This is a genomic window from Erysipelotrichaceae bacterium 66202529 (assembly GCA_017161075.1).
In the GTDB taxonomy this organism is placed as follows: Bacteria; Bacillota_I; Bacilli_A; order Erysipelotrichales; family Erysipelotrichaceae; genus Clostridium_AQ.
Map to the genome: position 1 here is coordinate 3,329,234 of CP046174.1, position 15,976 is coordinate 3,345,209.

18 protein-coding genes are annotated in these 15,976 nt (G+C 41.1%); 2 read left to right on the top strand and 16 right to left on the bottom strand.

What is annotated here, in order from left to right; all coding sequences use genetic code 11:
• Window positions 1-41: 41 nt before the first annotated feature.
• A complete protein-coding gene (locus GKZ87_15700; protein ID QSI27991.1) occupies window positions 42-857 on the bottom strand; it encodes a LicD family protein in 816 nt (271 codons plus the stop codon).
• A gap of 447 nt (window positions 858-1,304) precedes the next feature.
• On the opposite strand from GKZ87_15700, the gene GKZ87_15705 reads away from it, so the two are divergent.
• On the top strand, window positions 1,305-1,631 hold the full coding sequence (locus tag GKZ87_15705; protein QSI26823.1) for a helix-turn-helix domain-containing protein: 327 nt from the start codon (window positions 1,305-1,307) through the stop codon (window positions 1,629-1,631).
• 99 nt (window positions 1,632-1,730) lie between these two features.
• Here GKZ87_15705 and GKZ87_15710 read toward each other — a convergent pair whose 3' ends face one another.
• Genes GKZ87_15710 through GKZ87_15720 form a run of 3 tightly spaced genes read right to left on the bottom strand, consistent with a single transcriptional unit; the run spans window position 1,731 to window position 3,490 of the window.
• On the bottom strand, window positions 1,731-2,582 hold the full coding sequence (locus GKZ87_15710) for a hypothetical protein (protein QSI26824.1): 852 nt from the start codon (window positions 2,580-2,582) through the stop codon (window positions 1,731-1,733).
• Window positions 2,576-3,262, bottom strand: a complete 687-nt coding sequence (locus tag GKZ87_15715) for an AAA family ATPase (protein ID QSI26825.1) — start codon at window positions 3,260-3,262, stop codon at window positions 2,576-2,578. Before GKZ87_15715 ends, GKZ87_15710 begins: the two co-directional genes overlap by 7 nt.
• Window positions 3,263-3,307: 45 nt before the next feature.
• Window positions 3,308-3,490, bottom strand: a complete 183-nt coding sequence (locus GKZ87_15720) for an AAA family ATPase (protein QSI26826.1) — start codon at window positions 3,488-3,490, stop codon at window positions 3,308-3,310.
• 321 nt (window positions 3,491-3,811) lie between these two features.
• On the opposite strand from GKZ87_15720, the gene GKZ87_15725 reads away from it, so the two are divergent.
• On the top strand, window positions 3,812-4,123 hold the full coding sequence (locus tag GKZ87_15725) for a helix-turn-helix domain-containing protein (GenBank protein ID QSI26827.1): 312 nt from the start codon (window positions 3,812-3,814) through the stop codon (window positions 4,121-4,123).
• A 237-nt stretch (window positions 4,124-4,360) separates the two neighbouring features.
• Here the strand turns inward: GKZ87_15725 and GKZ87_15730 are convergent, their stop codons facing one another.
• The 12 genes from GKZ87_15730 to GKZ87_15785 form a co-directional block, all read right to left on the bottom strand.
• On the bottom strand, window positions 4,361-4,948 hold the full coding sequence (locus GKZ87_15730) for a GNAT family N-acetyltransferase (GenBank protein QSI26828.1): 588 nt from the start codon (window positions 4,946-4,948) through the stop codon (window positions 4,361-4,363).
• Window positions 4,949-5,401: 453 nt separating this feature from the next.
• Window positions 5,402-6,784, bottom strand: a complete 1,383-nt coding sequence (asnS, locus tag GKZ87_15735) for an asparagine--tRNA ligase (protein QSI26829.1) — start codon at window positions 6,782-6,784, stop codon at window positions 5,402-5,404.
• 246 nt (window positions 6,785-7,030) lie between these two features.
• The gene (locus GKZ87_15740) at window positions 7,031-7,660 is read right to left on the bottom strand and encodes a redox-sensing transcriptional repressor Rex (GenBank protein QSI26830.1); all 630 of its coding nucleotides are present in this window, start codon (window positions 7,658-7,660) and stop codon (window positions 7,031-7,033) included.
• 315 nt (window positions 7,661-7,975) lie between these two features.
• Window positions 7,976-8,392, bottom strand: coding sequence for a GNAT family N-acetyltransferase (locus GKZ87_15745; protein QSI26831.1), 417 nt, complete (start codon window positions 8,390-8,392; stop codon window positions 7,976-7,978).
• Between the two features lie 48 nt (window positions 8,393-8,440).
• Window positions 8,441-8,632: a hypothetical protein gene (locus GKZ87_15750; GenBank protein ID QSI26832.1), complete on the bottom strand. Its 192-nt coding sequence runs from the start codon at window positions 8,630-8,632 to the stop codon at window positions 8,441-8,443.
• 206 nt (window positions 8,633-8,838) lie between these two features.
• Window positions 8,839-9,567 (bottom strand): aspartate kinase, encoded by a 729-nt coding sequence (locus tag GKZ87_15755; GenBank protein QSI26833.1) that lies wholly within the window; start codon window positions 9,565-9,567, stop codon window positions 8,839-8,841.
• A 401-nt stretch (window positions 9,568-9,968) separates the two neighbouring features.
• Entirely contained in the window at window positions 9,969-10,643 is a 675-nt protein-coding gene (locus GKZ87_15760) for a putative N-acetylmannosamine-6-phosphate 2-epimerase (protein QSI26834.1), read from the bottom strand.
• A 117-nt stretch (window positions 10,644-10,760) separates the two neighbouring features.
• On the bottom strand, window positions 10,761-11,327 hold the full coding sequence (locus GKZ87_15765) for an NUDIX domain-containing protein (GenBank protein ID QSI27992.1): 567 nt from the start codon (window positions 11,325-11,327) through the stop codon (window positions 10,761-10,763).
• Window positions 11,327-12,385 carry an A/G-specific adenine glycosylase gene (gene mutY / locus GKZ87_15770; GenBank protein QSI26835.1) on the bottom strand — a complete coding sequence of 353 codons (1,059 nt, stop codon included), beginning with the start codon at window positions 12,383-12,385 and terminating at the stop codon, window positions 11,327-11,329. The genes GKZ87_15765 and mutY overlap by 1 nt, the downstream gene beginning before the upstream one ends.
• Before the next feature lie 62 nt (window positions 12,386-12,447).
• Entirely contained in the window at window positions 12,448-15,231 is a 2,784-nt protein-coding gene (locus GKZ87_15775) for a PRD domain-containing protein (protein ID QSI26836.1), read from the bottom strand.
• Window positions 15,137-15,556, bottom strand: coding sequence for a hypothetical protein (locus GKZ87_15780; GenBank protein QSI26837.1), 420 nt, complete (start codon window positions 15,554-15,556; stop codon window positions 15,137-15,139). Before GKZ87_15780 ends, GKZ87_15775 begins: the two co-directional genes overlap by 95 nt.
• Complete coding sequence (locus GKZ87_15785; GenBank protein QSI26838.1) at window positions 15,549-15,935, bottom strand: PTS mannose transporter subunit IIA; 387 nt, start codon at window positions 15,933-15,935, stop codon at window positions 15,549-15,551. Before GKZ87_15785 ends, GKZ87_15780 begins: the two co-directional genes overlap by 8 nt.
• Window positions 15,936-15,976 lie beyond the last annotated feature (41 nt).

The window sequence follows — 15,976 nt, forward strand, 5'->3', positions numbered from 1 at the left end:
AAATCCTCCGTTTCTGTTTTCTTCTTCCATCCATTTTTTTGTTAAACATGCAGTTCGATATCCTTAATATGCTTGGGTACCTGATCCTTTAACGGCGGATAGCTCATATGCTGGACAGATACCTCAACATCCAGCATATCCTTAGGCCGTTTTGGAACCGGCAGCATCGTATCCTCAAATTCCAGATATTGTATAGGAAAAACACTTTCCATGCTGTATACAACCGGATGAAAAAAGGAATTAAACGTCCAGGTCAGATCATATCCGATCAAAGGAGAATTTTTATTGATTTCGCCATATTTCTTTGCATTGCGTACAAAGCGGCGCTTCAACAGCAGTGGATTGATGTGCAGATTTTCAAATATCGTTATCAGCACCATCAGGATTCCATTACGCACTCTCCAAATAAAGTCCTTTACTTTATGTTCACTCACATGATCCAGAACGAAGATATCAATAAACAGACCGTCACTGTCCTTACATTTATTTTTCAGCAATGCATTGTATTCCACACAGAAGGTGCCTTTTTTACGTACCTTCATCGGAGGAACAAGAACATTGTATTCCTTATGTGTTTCAAAACACTGTGTGATATAGTCATCCCCCAGCTCCTGAACTACTTTCTGAAATTTTTCATAGTCTTCCCGCAGCATACCGATATCCGCATCATCATCCCATGGAATAAAGCCTTTATGGCGTACCGCACCAAGGGCACTTCCACCAGTCAGCCAGTATTTGATGTTATGCTTTTTACACAGTGAATCTATATCCTTCAGCATTTCCAGAAGTACAAGCTGTACATCCCGTACCGTAATGCTGGAGCCATCTTTTTTCGTCTTTAATATGTACTCTTTCATCATAAATCACCATGTTATATTATAGAAGATAAATAAAGGGAACACAACGCTTTTCGCTAAATATCACAAAATGGTAAGAAACCCTCTACTGCTTCATATTTAATATTGATACAGAAATGATCAACAATATGCTGTTTCACAAAGCAGAATCGTGCTATTCATTTTTCATACCATCCAACACTGCCTCACACATATGGAAAATATCCGTGAATAGAAATGATCCATCCTATTTCTTTTGTAGTGTGATTTTACTTTTATGCAGTGTTAATGTGCAATGTAAAACGGAAGAACAGGACAACTTATCTATCTACCAGAACTTTCCGTATATGTTGACATAAATATATCGCTTTTTCGTTAATGCTATCGTTTATGCGTTAATTATAACGTCTATTCGTTATTTTTATAACGTTTTATCGTATTACAATATATATAGAAGGGGAGATTGTCATGGATTATCTGAATAAACTGAAATTTCTGATGAAGCAGCATGGACTAAATGAAAATCAACTTGCTAAAAAGGCAGATGTACCGCAGAGTACCATCAATTCCTTATTCCAGAAAAGCAACCTTCCTACGATTTCAACACTGGAAGCATTGCTTGAAGCCCTGGATATGACTCTGAGTGAATTCTTTTATGATGAGACACGCATGAAAAAGCTTGAACTGGAAGAACAGAATTTACTTAGAAATTGGAGGCTCATGACAAAGGAGCAGAAGCGCTGTATGCTCAAACTGATTGATTTGCTACTCGATACCAACTCTCAAAACAGATAGCGAAATATAAACAGAGTGCGAAAGGTGTACAAAAAAAGTCACTATCCTAGATCAAACAGTGGCTTTTTATCTGCTTACAATGCCTAAATACTCCCTCAGTTAATCCAAGACAGCTACAATCACACAGGATTTTTTATAAAAGGCAATACCATAGCCAATGATATCTTTATACCCTTTTCGCTCTAGGCCTTCGATATATTTCATATCAATAATCTGCTTACACGCCTGCTCTGCCAGCTTTTGTAAATCCTCTTCACGCTTTGCGACCTTTAATTCAAGCAGCACCCCTCTTGATAGCCTGCTGATTGGCAGCAGTGTGATATCGCTTCTTCCCAACCCTGACTCCTGATTGGATACGATCTGATATTCGCTCATCATTCCAAGCAACAAGCCATGATAAAATTTCTCATCGTAATCAAAATAACTGATGCTTTGAAATAAAACAGTATTTAACAGCTCTGTTGCGCCTGATATATCCTTTTGCTTCAACGCTTCCACAAAGGTGGCTCCGTTATTTTTTACCTGCTCGTCAAACCATTCCCTGAATATGGATACATACACCCGTTTAATCTCTTTGTTAGGTATCATCAGACGGTATCTTTTTTCTTCCTCATTCACACAGCTTACAACCTTTAAATATCCTGTATACAAGAGAAAGCTATACACATTATTGATCTGATCCATTTCACGGTAGGTCAAATCATCCTTGATCGGCTTTTCAATCATACCGCCGGATGCCAGTACATCAAATTCCTCCCGCATGAGAGGATTTGCCTCCTTTACGTAACGATAAATGATATCGTTCCCGCTCGTATTCGCCCAAAAGGATTCCGGCAGCTTTCTACTGGAATTGAGCAAACGATCCATGTACATCAGGACACTCCAGGGATTGTACACATCACAGCCGCCAAATTCATAGCCGTCACGCCATGGGTGGGCACCGCCTACCATTCTTTTACCACAGCCTTGTATTCCTCAGCATGATACGCCTGAAGCAATAGATCTATTTCACTTTGCGTAAACCCAAATCTCTGTCTAGATACTTCATCAAAGATGGAATTCACTTTAAAATTATTCAGTCCTGTAAAGAGGCTAAAGCCCGCCTGTGGTGTCGACTCCTTTGCAATTCTCAGACAACCGGTTAATACCCCTTTTTCCAATGCATCATTCGTTTTCAAGGCAGTGCTGAATACATTTCTGAGAAAATTCACCATATCATCATAATACCCATTCAGATAAGCATTCTGCAAAGGTACATCATATTCATCTATTATGATAATTACTTTCTTTCCATAATGCTGCATCAGGCATTGTGCGATAAATTGTAGGGATACCTGCAAATCGATTTCTTCCTGTGCTCCTTCATGATACATCTCTATCGTCTTTAAAGAAGCACTGCTCAATTTATCACTATCCCATAATTCCGGAAATGCTTCGATTATATTGACTATGATTTTACTAAACATTTTCAACTGCTTTTCAAACGTATTATTTTTCATATCCTTCAGAGTTAGAAAGATTACAGGATAGCGATTCTGATAGGTCAAAGCCTTTGGATTCGACATGATGCTCAAGCCATGAAATAAATCCGCATGCTCCTTTTCTTTAATAGAAAAGAAATAATAAAGCACGCCTGAGCGGGCACCGCCTGCTCATATTCAACGTTTTCCCCGCTACTAGCGCGCCTCTTGTCGGATACCAAAGGTATCGACACTATTTCGGTGAAAGCGACGAGGTCTTGTATACAATATGACTTCTTCATTTAAAACATCCTGAATAAAGCTCGTTTTATCCACATAATAAAAATCCTTATCAATCATTGTTTTAAAATTCTCTACACCAATCGGCAAACGTTTCATCCTGTCATCTCCTTGTCTATAGCTCCATTATAACATGCAAAGCATTTCAACCAAATAAGAAATTATATGAAATAGGTTATATGCTTTCTATACTGTCCTATATAAAAAGCTCTCCTATGATAATTTCAGAAATTGCATATTCGTACCGTTTTAGGTCTTATTATAAACCATATTGTTAGGATGAGACCATAAATTCTATTTAACATAACATATCTATCGCTTTTCCGTTAAAACTAACGTATATACGTTTTATATAACGCCTTTACGTTAGTTTTACAACGTTTTAACGTATTACAATAGATATGTATACAGGAGGTCGCTATGGATTATTTAGAGAAGCTTAAATTTCTTATGAAGCAGCACAATCTTACGGAATATAAATTAGCTCAGAAAGCAGATGTCGCACAAAGCACCATCAATTCCCTGTTCCGTAAAAATAATCTGCCCACGATTCCTACTTTGGAGGCTCTGTTGAAAGCTATGGATATGACATTGAGTGAGTTTTTCTATGAAGAAGCACTCATGAAAAAGCATGAGCTGGAGGAACAAAATCTCCTGAGAAAGTGGGAGCTTATGACAAAAGAACAGAAACAGGCAATTCTAAAATTTATTGACCTGCTGATAAGCAAGTAAATGCTATATATGCTTATATATAGCAGAAAATAGTTATCACTGCTATTTTATAAGCGAAACATAGGTATACTGCCTATGATTCTTTCTTAGAACAATAACAAAAAGATGCAAAATTATCCGCTCCAGGAATGGTCTTGCATCTTTTCTAATATCAAATCATTTTGATATAGGAATCCTACCATAACGTTGACTAACTCCTTCATTTCCGGTACGTGACTTCATTTGCATACTGCGTATTTATATGATCATCATACAGGCAGTATGCAGCAGCTCCATGATACGGATAAAATCAAGACGTTCGATACTGAGCCATTCCAGCGGTGGTACGGTATGCTTCTGCAGCTCCTTTTGCAGCCAGATCACATCTCTCCATGCATCAAATTTATAACCGGCATTATGCAGTATGCCCATCTCTTTAAAGCCAAAGCTCTTATGCAATGCCAGACTTGCCGCATTGGGCAATGTGATACAGGAAATCGCTGTTTGCAGACGCTGCAGTTTAAGAATTTCCAAAAGTGCAGTGTACAATGCCTTTCCAATCTGACGATGCTGAGCCTGCGGCTGCAGATATACGGACAGCTCCACGTTCCATTGATAAGCGGCGCGTTCCATATGACGGTGTGCATAGGCATAGCCAACGATTTTCTGATCAATTTCACAAACAAGATATGGATACTCCTGCTGAATATGCATCATTCGTCCTTCAAATTCCTCCAGCGTTGGAGCTTCATATTCAAAAGTAATAACACTATTTTCCACATAATATGCATAGATAGAAAGAAGTGCCGGTGCATCCGATAATTGCGCAAAGCGTATTGTTTTCATAAAGCCCCTCTTTTTTCTTTCATTGATTTCTTTACAAGCTTATTTACCATCTACCCAAGCTGCTGTAACACATATTTTTCAGCGGTATATGGAATTTTGGGAATATGGTAAACAGCAACCACCAGCAATGCTGTGATTGTCACTAATAATAACAGATAGACCCGAAAAATAATATAAAATGCTATAGAAATTAAACACTATAATAAATAACAGGCAACCATATAGCATAGCGGCTCTTACAGATACGAATGAACTTTCTTCATAATATTTTCACTGTGTATACCGTGCTTTCATGAGCAGTATATTCTAGACTTGCGGCTACAGCACCAGGCAATAAGCCTTCAAAACAGCCCCTGAAATATCTTTATCCGAAATCAATCGTTAAGAAAAGCAGAGAAAGGCAAGCCTCACGCACAGCCCATCTCTGCTCATATCATTGTATCTGTTTTATGGCTAAAACAGCAGATTCTTCGGTGTCCGCGGGAATGGCTCCACATCACGGATATTCTGCATACCCGTCAGATACATCAGCAGACGATCAAAGCCAAGACCGAAGCCGGCATGCTTGCAGCCGCCATATCTTCTAAGATCCATATACCACTGCAGACTGTCTGTCGTCATACCCATTTCCTTCATGCGCTGTTCCAACACATCATAACGCTCTTCACGCTGACTTCCGCCAACCAGCTCTCCAACGCCGGGAACAAGCAGGTCACACGCTGCCACGGTCTTTCCATCATCATTCACACGCATATAGAATGCCTTGATATCCTTTGGATAATCCGTAAGGAATACCGGGCCGTCTACGATTTTTTCACAGATGTAACGCTCATGCTCGGAATTTAAATCCATGCCCCATTCTACCTTGTTATCAAACTTCACATCCGCCTGCAGCAGCAGCTCGATTGCTTCCGTATAGGTCATACGCTTGAAATCAGAATTGCGCACCTTCGTGATACGCTCAATACAGCTCTTATCGATCATCGTATTGAAGAATTTCATTTCCTCCGGAGCGTTTTCCAGAACATAATCGATACAGTACTTCACCATATCCTCAATCAGATTCATATCATCCTCTAAATCCGCAAAGGCAATCTCCGGCTCTATCATCCAAAATTCACTGGCGTGACGGCTGGTATTGGAATTTTCCGCACGGAATGCAGGGCCGAACGTATAGACATCACGGAATGCCATGGCAAATGCTTCAACATGGAGCTGGCCCGTAACTGTCAAAAATGCTTCCTTTCCAAAGAAATCCTGTTCATAGTCCGCATCCTCTCTGGTTGTCGCCTTGAACATTTCTCCTGCACCCTCGCCGTCATTTCCTGTAATGATCGGAGTATGTACATAAACAAAGCCCTGATCCTGAAAAAATTCATGGATTGCCATAGATAAAACAGAACGCAGTCTGAAGATTGCATAAAAAGAGTTTGCACGAGGACGCAGATGCGCAATTTCCCGCAGATACTCAAAGCTATGGCGCTTCTTCTGTAATGGATAATCACGATCGCAGTCACCTTCCAGCGTTGCCTCTGTTACCTGAATTTCAAACGGCTGTTTTCCCTGCGGTGTCAGCACGAATTTTCCGGTTACGGTAATCGCAGCTCCTGTCGGATATTTTTCAACCTCCGCAAAGTTCTTCAGCTCCTTCATATACACCAGCTGAGCATTGCGGAAATACGTTCCATCATTCAGCTCTATAAAGCCCAGCTTTCCACTGCAGCGATTTGTACGAATCCACCCCTGCAGCTGCACATATTCCATACTGTCCTGTTCTACATGAGAACCGCTCATGACGATCTCATACAGCTCGCGAATTGTCATAAATTCAAACATTTTCATTTCCTCCTTTTTATAGCACAAAAAAACGTCCCCTTTCAGGAACGTAATATACGCGGTGCCATCCTGATTCCCATACTGCATGCAGCATGAGCATCTTTTACGGGATATATCGTTCCCACACGAAACCGTCTACTATAAGTTCTCCGGTTCAGCTCCGCAGCTGTTCAGTCATACATCCGTTTGCATGCAGCTTCCACCTTCCTGCATTCGCTAGTCGCACGTAATCTATGCTGTTCTGCTTCAACGCTCTACATTCAAATTGTTGGTCTCAAAGACCAGCTCCTGTATAGATGATACCACATCTACACTCTTTAATACAACCCCTTTCGGAATTTGTATATGCTCGTGTGTAAAATCCACAAGACCGCTGATACCGCAGGCAATCAAACGATCAACTGTCTGCTGGATATTTTCGGAAATCGCCAGGATTGCGATACGGCAGCCATCGGGAACCTTCTGCTCCAGATCTGCAATATCATACACCGGAATACCGAAGCGGACACCCTGACGGTCGGGATTGACGTCAAAGGCACAGGCTATCTCACCTACAACATAATCCCATTTATTATACTTCATCAGTGCCCGGCCCATATTACCGGCACCAACCAGAATGATTTTTTCATCAAAATCCATACCAAGCTGCTGATTAAAAATCTCAATCAGCCGATTGACATCATAACCATATCCCTGCTTTCCCAGATTTCCCAGAAAAGAAAAATCACGGCGGATTGTCGTTGGTTCAATATTAACGACACTGGCCAGCTCCTTGGACATGATTCTTTCTACACCTGAACTTTTCAGCTTGCGCAATGCCTTCAGATAGACAGGATATCGCTGCAGCGTTGCCTTGGGCACATTTTTCTCTGTCATGTTTATCACCTATTGCATAGTATAGCACACTTTTTTAACTTTGTGAATAAACTAGCATATTTAACTTTTCTTAAAAAGGAAATTCCTCAATGTATGTAATTTCTTCACACACCTGTTATATGACTGGCTTTCATACCGTGCTTTATCATAACCTATATCTTATGTAAGAAAAGTATGGAAAAATATAGGAATTGTATTCTGACTATTTACCTATATTGATAATCCACACTCACTCACACAGCAGTCCCCACGCTTCACGTTTTTCTTGCAGAAAGAAAAAGGCTTTTCTTAATTCGATGGTTACTCACAACTCTTTTACAGCATTTTTTCCATCTGGACATGCGGTACATGCTCATCCATATGCTCTTGTCCACATACGGTATAACCATAACGTTCATAAAAGGCGCAGGCACGGCACTGAGCATCCAGCAGACATCGGTTTCCCCCGCGGCTTTTAACAAGCTTCTCCATCTCCTGCAGGAGAACACCCCCCAGTCCCTGATGACGAAACTGCGGCAATACCGCTATACGGCCAAACACCCAGGTCGCATCCTCTTGATGTGGAAAACAGCGGGCACAGCCAGCAAGCTCTCCATCCACATATACCGTCAGATGTGTGGCAACGGCATCGATTTCATCAAATTCATTTTGAAACCCCTGCTCCTTCATAAAAACTTCTATGCGGACAGCTCTGTAATCCTGTTCATTATCCTTTATTTTAATCTGTATCATACGCTTTCCTCCAAGAAAAAAGACAACTGCAAACATAGCTGCCTTTTCTTATATAATCATAAAACCAAGATCATTGATAACTTTTCTGGCAACCGCAACCATATCGGAATTTCCTTCCACGATAACACATTGCTTCTCCAGATTTACCTGAAAATCTACCCTTGTTTCAGCCAGTGCCGTTTCTATTTTTTTAGCCTTGGCAGCATCATCCAGATGCTTTACCAATATGATGTTCTTCAAGCTGATCACCTCGTTGTTATTGTATCACAATCCATATAAACAATCCAATATTTGATAAGAATGTTCGTGAATTGTAAGAAGATTATTTCCTATTTTAGAAAGAATGCTCATAATCAGTAAAATCCTGCTGTAAAGCTCAAACCAATCCCTGTACGCACTTATATGATTTCCCGCATTTATATGAATGATGCTTTTCCGAAAAAGGCTTAATCTTCCACGATGGTTCCCTGACTTGTTGAGAAGGTACCCTTCAGATAAATGCGTATATGATGATCCTTCGCATAGTTCACGCAGCGATCATGAAGCACCCGTGATTTCATATTCAGCATTTCATCATAGGTCAGCTTATCATATTTGATTGCATATTCATTCAGCTTGGGATCCTTGTCATAGACACCATCGACATCCGTATAAATATCGACCTCCTTGAGATCCAGCATATCCGCAAACAGGACTGCACTATAGTCACTGCCGCCTCTGCCAAGCGTTGTAACATGTCCGCTGGGAGAGATTCCGATAAAGCCTCCCACCACCAGCACATCATAGCTGTTCAGCTTTTTACGAATTCCGGTATGATCCAGCTTTAAAACCTTGGCGTAATCATAATTCTCGTCAGTAAGTATTCCGCAATCGAAAAAAGGGAGCGCATACGCCCGTATTCCCATATCCAGAAGTTCACTGCAGATTTTCAGTGCAGACAGCTGTTCTCCCATGGAAACCAGTCTGGCCTTTTCCTGTCTGGTCAGAAATTCACTGCCCATAGACAGCAGGGTATCCGTTGCATACGCATCCGGATAACGACCCATGGCCGATACAACAACAATTACTTTATTTGTCTTGCTGCATTCCAGCACATGACGGTACACATATTTCCTTGTCGCTTCACTGCGTAAGGATGTACCGCCAAATTTCATAACTTTCATGTTCATATGCATAACCCCACATTCCTTATACCATATGTCAAAAGCTGACAGAATGTGCGGTTTTTTCGCCTAGTATTGCCTATTTCTCTACAGATCATGCAGATTATCAAATACTTCATAATCATATATGCAGCATACTTGTTATGCAAACGACTGACTCTGCACACAATGATTTCATGAATATCCTGTGTACACGAAATGAGATTCCTGTATCGGTTATTGGACTTCAAAATGCTTACTAGCCAGACTATACTGTCTTGATTATACAAATATGATTTTACAAATACATTTCAGGATTTTGTTATGCTTCCTTATGAGCTTAAAATTATAATATCTCCTGTATAAAAAAAGATACCGTAAGCTGTTTCATGCAATTTCACACATAACATCCTACGATATCCTTATATCCCTTTTTACTTTTTCAAAGCCTTCACAAAACGCTCTGTAATCTGTTTTGGACGTGTGATGGCTCCACCGACAACAGCACTGTAAGCACCTGCTTCATATACAGCAGCCAAATCCTCCGGTGTATTGATTTTTCCCTCTGCAAGAATCGGTACCTTGATTGTTTCTGCAAGCTTCTTGAACAGTTCGATATTCGGTCCGTCCACATTCTTAGAATATGGCGTATATCCGCATAATGTTGTGGATACACAGTCAAAACCGATGTTTTCTGCATTTACACATTCCTCATATGTAGAGCAGTCTGCCATTGCAAGAATCCCGTGTTCATGAACGTAGTTCACCAAATCCTCCAGCTTTTCACCATTCGGACGATCACGAAGTGTCGCATCCATCGCAATCATTTCACAGCCTGTTTCAAACAGCTCATCCAATTCCTTTTTCGTGGCAGTGATGTAAATATCACTATCCGGATAGCTGCGTTTTACAATACCGATAACGGGCAAATCAACGACTTTTTTAATTTCGATGATATCCTCCTTGCTTTGTGCACGGATACCTACGGCACCTCCCTGTTTCGCCGCAAGTGCCATTCTTCCCATAATGAAAGAAGAATGCAATGGTTCATCAGGCAGCGCCTGACAGGACACTACAAGTCCACCTTTAATTTGTTCCAGCATGTTCATATTAAGACCAACCTTTCCTGATATTACACTTACAGTATAATCCTTTTTCTTTTTTTTGTCTCCTTTTTCATGGATGATTTTCATAGAAAACATCTATTTGCATACGCTTACACCCATTTATAAACGAAGAAGGCTTCGGCTTTTCTCCATGAGCTTCCGATAGACAGGCTTCATATCTTCTTCTGTGACGATTTGCTCGATTTCCTCAACCGGTATCCATTTCACACCACTGTTTTCATCCGGCTTGCTTGTCAGTGCTTCCTGCTCATCTGCCTGACATAAATAGGTAACATTCAGATGTACATGAGCGGAAACAAAGGCTCCCCGTTTCATGTGCGGAGGTACCGGAAGAATATCAATGGCGAGTATCCGCTTATCCAGCAGCTGCAGATGCTTCAGTCCGGTTTCCTCTGTTCCTTCCTTCAGCGCCACATGAATCAGATCTCTGTCACCATCCGCATGTCCGCCGCACCAGCCCCAGGAATCATAAATATTATGATAAATCATCAATACTCTGGAAGCATCCGCATTGATGATCCATGGACTGCTTGTGATATGACCATATACATTCTCTCTTGTATAAACGTTGGAAAAATCCCTTAAATATCTTAGCATGACCGTACGGTCTGCTTCCTCCTGTATATTATAAGGGATATAATCCAGCAGCTCATCACATAATTCCATCAGTCTTCCTCCCTCATCCATGCCAGCAGCGCCTCCTTGTATACCTTTAGCGCAGTTGGAATTGCATAGCTATCCAGCAGCTCCTTGCGTGTACACCAGACTCCCTGCAGAATTTCCTTATCCAGCTCCAGCATATAGCCACTCATATGCCATTCCACATGAGAAAAAATATGCTTTGCTTTATGCAGCGGTACAAGCTTTATGAGATGCTCCTGAAATTCTTCCTGAATCTGTTTACGGCTTAACAATTCATCCCGCAGGACAAATTCATATAGTCCGGCCAGTAAACCCTGATCCTCACGCTTGTGAAGATAGACCTTATCGCCGCAAAGCAATACCAGTACCGTCTTTTTTTCGATTCGTCTTGCCTTGCCTGCTGTTTTATTTGGCAGACGATGAGCTGCCCCGCTCTGGTATCCCATGCAATCCTTAGCCAGCGGACAGATGTTGCAGCGGGGCGCCGCATTGGGTACACATACCATCGCACCGATCTCCATCAGTGCCTGATTAAATGCATCACTTCTGTTTTTCGGTATGTAATCCTGTATAATGTTCTGAAATTTTTTCTTTGTCCGCTCCTTTAGGATATCGTCCTCACTCACCAGGACACGGCTGAAGACTCGCAATACATTGCCATCCACTGCAGGAACGCATCGTTTATAGGCAATGGAGGCAACTGCCCCTGCCGTATAGGCGCCGATGCCGGGAAGCTTCAACAGCTCCTCATAGGTATCCGGAAGCTGTCCTCCATACTGCTCCATACATACCATCGCACATTTTTTCATATTGCGGACGCGGTTATAATAGCCCAGCCCCTCCCACAGCTTACGCAGGGTATCCTCATCCGCTTCGGCAAGCTCCTTCAGAGTTGGTAATGCCTGCAGAAACCGTTCAAAATACGGCTTTACTGCTTCCACGCGCGTCTGCTGGAGCATGATTTCACTCACCCACACGCGATAAGGGGAAGCGTCCTCTCTCCATGGCAGAACACGGGCATTTTCATCGTACCATTGCAATAGCTCTTTTGTAAAATTCTGTTTATCATGTTGTAATTTCATGTGTACAGTATAGCACAGTGTTTCCTTTATGGAAAAGAAAATGCTGTATGAAATTATTGCTATCAGCTAATATGAATATATTCATATATGTATGCTATTTCACTTTGTGGTAATTCTACTCCAAACACGTTTGTCACGTTATAGAAGCTGTCACGTATTTTTTTACGGAATACTGCGTCAACCTCCTTATTCTCAGATAAGTGATAACTCACCTCCTGCTTTGTGACCAGTCTTTCAATCAAACAACTGACATGGATATATAGACCCACTCTTGTTCCAAATTCAAATTTTCTGCATAAATTCAATTCCAGATTCTGAACAGAATCCTGAACGAGTTCAAAAAGCTTGTTTGGATCGAGAAAGGTTATACTTTCCATAATATTCTCAAGTGAACAATATTTAGCAAGATTTGACTGGAATTCATCAATCATGGATGTTTCCATAACCGGCTTTAATAGTATTTTTATTTTTTCCAGCGCTTCCTTAGATATAATTTTTTCGATAGGAATAAACGGAGCATCCTTGCAGCATGTGGTGTTTAAGCCAGATATAAACAGAATATTATGCCGGGATTGAATATCCTCCCACTGCTGTGGGTCTGTCACAACGCGAATATCACAGGAGGAAATTTCAATATTTGTGTCGTAGGGCATACTTTTTTTAAACAACGCCAGAATCTGATCGGTACCGTCATTTTCATTCTCTGATACAAAAAGGATTGTATCCTGCTTTCTGGCTCCCTCAAGCTCCATGAATTCACAGCGCACCTGGTTGCATAACCGCTTAATTTCCGCAGGCTGGAAGGTGTGATTTTTTATCTGCAGACCGACCTCCAAAGCGATTCCCGTACTAACATTGTTAATCATACAGACAGTCACATCCAGCAGATTTCTCAAAGATTGTGCAACTGCCTTTAAGGAACCCATATCAATCAGGATAACAATCTTGTCATATTGCCGTTTCTGGTGCTGGCTGATAAATTTATAAAGCTTGTGAGAAATATCCTGTGCATTGCTGTCAATTGGCATATCTATAGCATTGAAAATCTTTTGTCCTATAATCGTGTTTGTCACATCCGCAATGGAACTGGCAGTAGAATATCCATGACATATGATGAAGGATAAGCTTCGGTTAATCAGCATGTTTCTATTATGATGATGAAAATTCACAAACAGAATCATCAAATCCATAGCATCCATTTTCATATTTAGAACAAGCTCAAGTCTGGAAACTGTATCCTTTGCCAGAAAAATCTGATTCGGATATTGGGAGGCTGTCTGCTCCAGCATCGTCTCCACCAGCCGCATATGCTTCTCCATATTGGTATCCATGGAAATACCCACAGTTTCCTTCAAATACAAATATCTTGCGAACAACAGGGAAAAGCTGGAAGGAATCACGATGGTGTGTCTTGCCTCCTGCTTCTGGAACAGATCATGCAGCATATCATTCAAAATATCTATTTTCTCATTACTATAATTTTGCTCATACATAAGAAAATCCGCAAATTCAAGATAGCGTATATACCACTCCTTACAGATTGCTTCATCTATTTTCCCTATTGCAGTATACGACTGGCAGAGCTGACGTAAAAGTGTTTGATATTCTATCGCAAATTCATCTATACGAATATCCTCAGGGAGCAGGGACTGGCTCCAGTCCTCATTTGTATCCGGTAGATCCAGATTTTGAAGAATATCATTCGGCAGAGACATCACCGAGATGATCTTATCCTTTCCTTGTTTCACAGAAAAAGCACAGCTGTATTGAATAGCTTTGATAAAATCATGAATATTGGAGGTATAGATTCCGGCGATAATGGCATTCAATGCACTGCTGCTGATTCTAATCTGTTCTTTTGCACGCTTTGTTTCCTTCAATAGAATGGATTTCAGAAACTGTTTTTTTTCGCTGACTGAACGATTTTTCAGTAATGGAAGCTCTATGATAACAGGTATTTTTCTGACAATATTCTCACTCAGATATTCACTGGAAATCACAGAGGTCGTAAACACCAGATAAGCAGCGGATGTATCAAATGTATTCATCATCATATCTATGATAATCTGCTCCTGCCTTTGCTTGCTTCCTAAGTACTCTACATCATCAAAGAATACAATGCATGGCTCCTTGATCAGCATATACAGATCATCTATTGACATTTCCTTCCTTTCAACTTTCAGGCGGCTGTCAAATATTTTCACCATAAGGCAACGGCTATCCTCCTGAAAGGTTTTCCCCTGTACGAGTGCCATAAACGAATCTGCAGGAAGCAATCTGTGTTTCAAAGCATATTCAAACAGCAGCACTGACAGAAATGTTTTCCCTGTTCCCTTTTCACCATACAGCAAAAGAGGAATGCCATGATCCGAATATTCCAGAGCAGTTTTGCATTGCGTCAAAGCATGCGCAAGGCTGCTGTCATATCCAATGGCAGCACGGAAGTCACTTGCCTGTTGATGCTCAGTATGTAAAAAGGCTTTAAATTCCTCAACACTCATAAACAGCTTATGCTTGAAATCCAGCTGATAATTTATCTCCAGCTGATGTAGTGAAAAATAGTATACAGGCTTTGATTGTATCTTTACCAATCGGTTTTCCTTATACAGCTCATTTAAATATTGTGATGCAAGACCTCTGCTGATATGTAGTGAGGCTGCAATCTGAATGGTCGTAAACTCTTTCAAAGCCTCCTGCTGAATCAGATTTCTCACATCTCTGCTCTGATCCAGATACTGCATGATTTCCCATTTAGCCTCTGCCATAGCCCGCACTCCCTTCATCAGGAACCTGTTTATACATAACTGAAACACCTGCTTTTGATAATGCCGCAAGGATATCTGCATTGCCCGTTGTATCCTGCTTTCTCTGTGCTGCGATGTTAATACTGGTCTGATTATCCATATGTGTTGTTAGCCAGTATGCATCTTTCAGAGTTTCTACGATCCAGAAGCAGAATTCATTCTCTAAGACCTTTTCATAATCCTGTAACCGCAGACATTGCAGCGTCATCCCCTGTGGCAGGATGGATTGATATATCGCCTGCTTCATCGGATTAACGGCTATCCTATCATTCAAAATTACAACAGTATCAAACTGATAAGCCTTTCGCCAGGCAACAAAAATCCTGCTGTGCAAAAACCGGTAATCAACATATAACAGCCTATGCATCGTGTTCACCAAGCAGCAGCATACGCTTTTTGCAGGATTTTAGGGCATGCGCTATCCTTGTAGATAGGGGCGTTTCCGTATGCAGGATTACATTGCACAGCATATCTATATTTACACCGGTTAGAAGATACAGACGCGGATCATCCAGATAGGTCATAAATTCATTGCATACGCTGCTTCCCAGCATATCTGCGAAAACTACAAGCTGATCCTCCTTTGCACAGCTCTGTACAAGAGAAGCTATTCTTTCCTCGGGATCGCAATCTCTTGTATAGGCACATACCGTTGCTATTGGTAAAGCCTCTCCTGCGATAAAGCAAAGTGACGCTTTCAATTCCTCTGCAAGATTCCCATGCGTTGCTATTATGTAATGTTCCATTATCACAACCTCCGTTTACTTATTATATTGGCGAAAAGAGC

Bases quoted from the DNA above. Each gene is read 5' to 3' on its own strand.
- GKZ87_15745 (QSI26831.1), bottom strand. From the start codon at position 8,392: ATGATACAGATTAAAATAAAGGATAATGAACAGGATTACAGAGCTGTC.
- GKZ87_15775 (QSI26836.1), bottom strand. From the start codon at position 15,231: ATGCAGATATCCTTGCGGCATTATCAAAAGCAGGTGTTTCAGTTATGT.
- GKZ87_15780 (QSI26837.1), bottom strand. From the start codon at position 15,556: ATGCATAGGCTGTTATATGTTGATTACCGGTTTTTGCACAGCAGGATT.
- GKZ87_15755 (QSI26833.1), bottom strand. From the start codon at position 9,567: ATGCATATGAACATGAAAGTTATGAAATTTGGCGGTACATCCTTACGC.
- GKZ87_15700 (QSI27991.1), bottom strand. From the start codon at position 857: ATGAAAGAGTACATATTAAAGACGAAAAAAGATGGCTCCAGCATTACG.
- GKZ87_15720 (QSI26826.1), bottom strand. From the start codon at position 3,490: ATGAAACGTTTGCCGATTGGTGTAGAGAATTTTAAAACAATGATTGAT.
- GKZ87_15765 (QSI27992.1), bottom strand. From the start codon at position 11,327: ATGGAATTATGTGATGAGCTGCTGGATTATATCCCTTATAATATACAG.
- asnS (QSI26829.1), bottom strand. From the start codon at position 6,784: ATGTTTGAATTTATGACAATTCGCGAGCTGTATGAGATCGTCATGAGC.
- mutY (QSI26835.1), bottom strand. From the start codon at position 12,385: ATGAAATTACAACATGATAAACAGAATTTTACAAAAGAGCTATTGCAA.
- GKZ87_15760 (QSI26834.1), bottom strand. From the start codon at position 10,643: ATGAACATGCTGGAACAAATTAAAGGTGGACTTGTAGTGTCCTGTCAG.
- GKZ87_15730 (QSI26828.1), bottom strand. From the start codon at position 4,948: ATGAAAACAATACGCTTTGCGCAATTATCGGATGCACCGGCACTTCTT.
- GKZ87_15785 (QSI26838.1), bottom strand. From the start codon at position 15,935: ATGGAACATTACATAATAGCAACGCATGGGAATCTTGCAGAGGAATTG.
- GKZ87_15705 (QSI26823.1), top strand. From the start codon at position 1,305: ATGGATTATCTGAATAAACTGAAATTTCTGATGAAGCAGCATGGACTA.
- GKZ87_15740 (QSI26830.1), bottom strand. From the start codon at position 7,660: ATGACAGAGAAAAATGTGCCCAAGGCAACGCTGCAGCGATATCCTGTC.
- GKZ87_15710 (QSI26824.1), bottom strand. From the start codon at position 2,582: ATGGTAGGCGGTGCCCACCCATGGCGTGACGGCTATGAATTTGGCGGC.
- GKZ87_15725 (QSI26827.1), top strand. From the start codon at position 3,812: ATGGATTATTTAGAGAAGCTTAAATTTCTTATGAAGCAGCACAATCTT.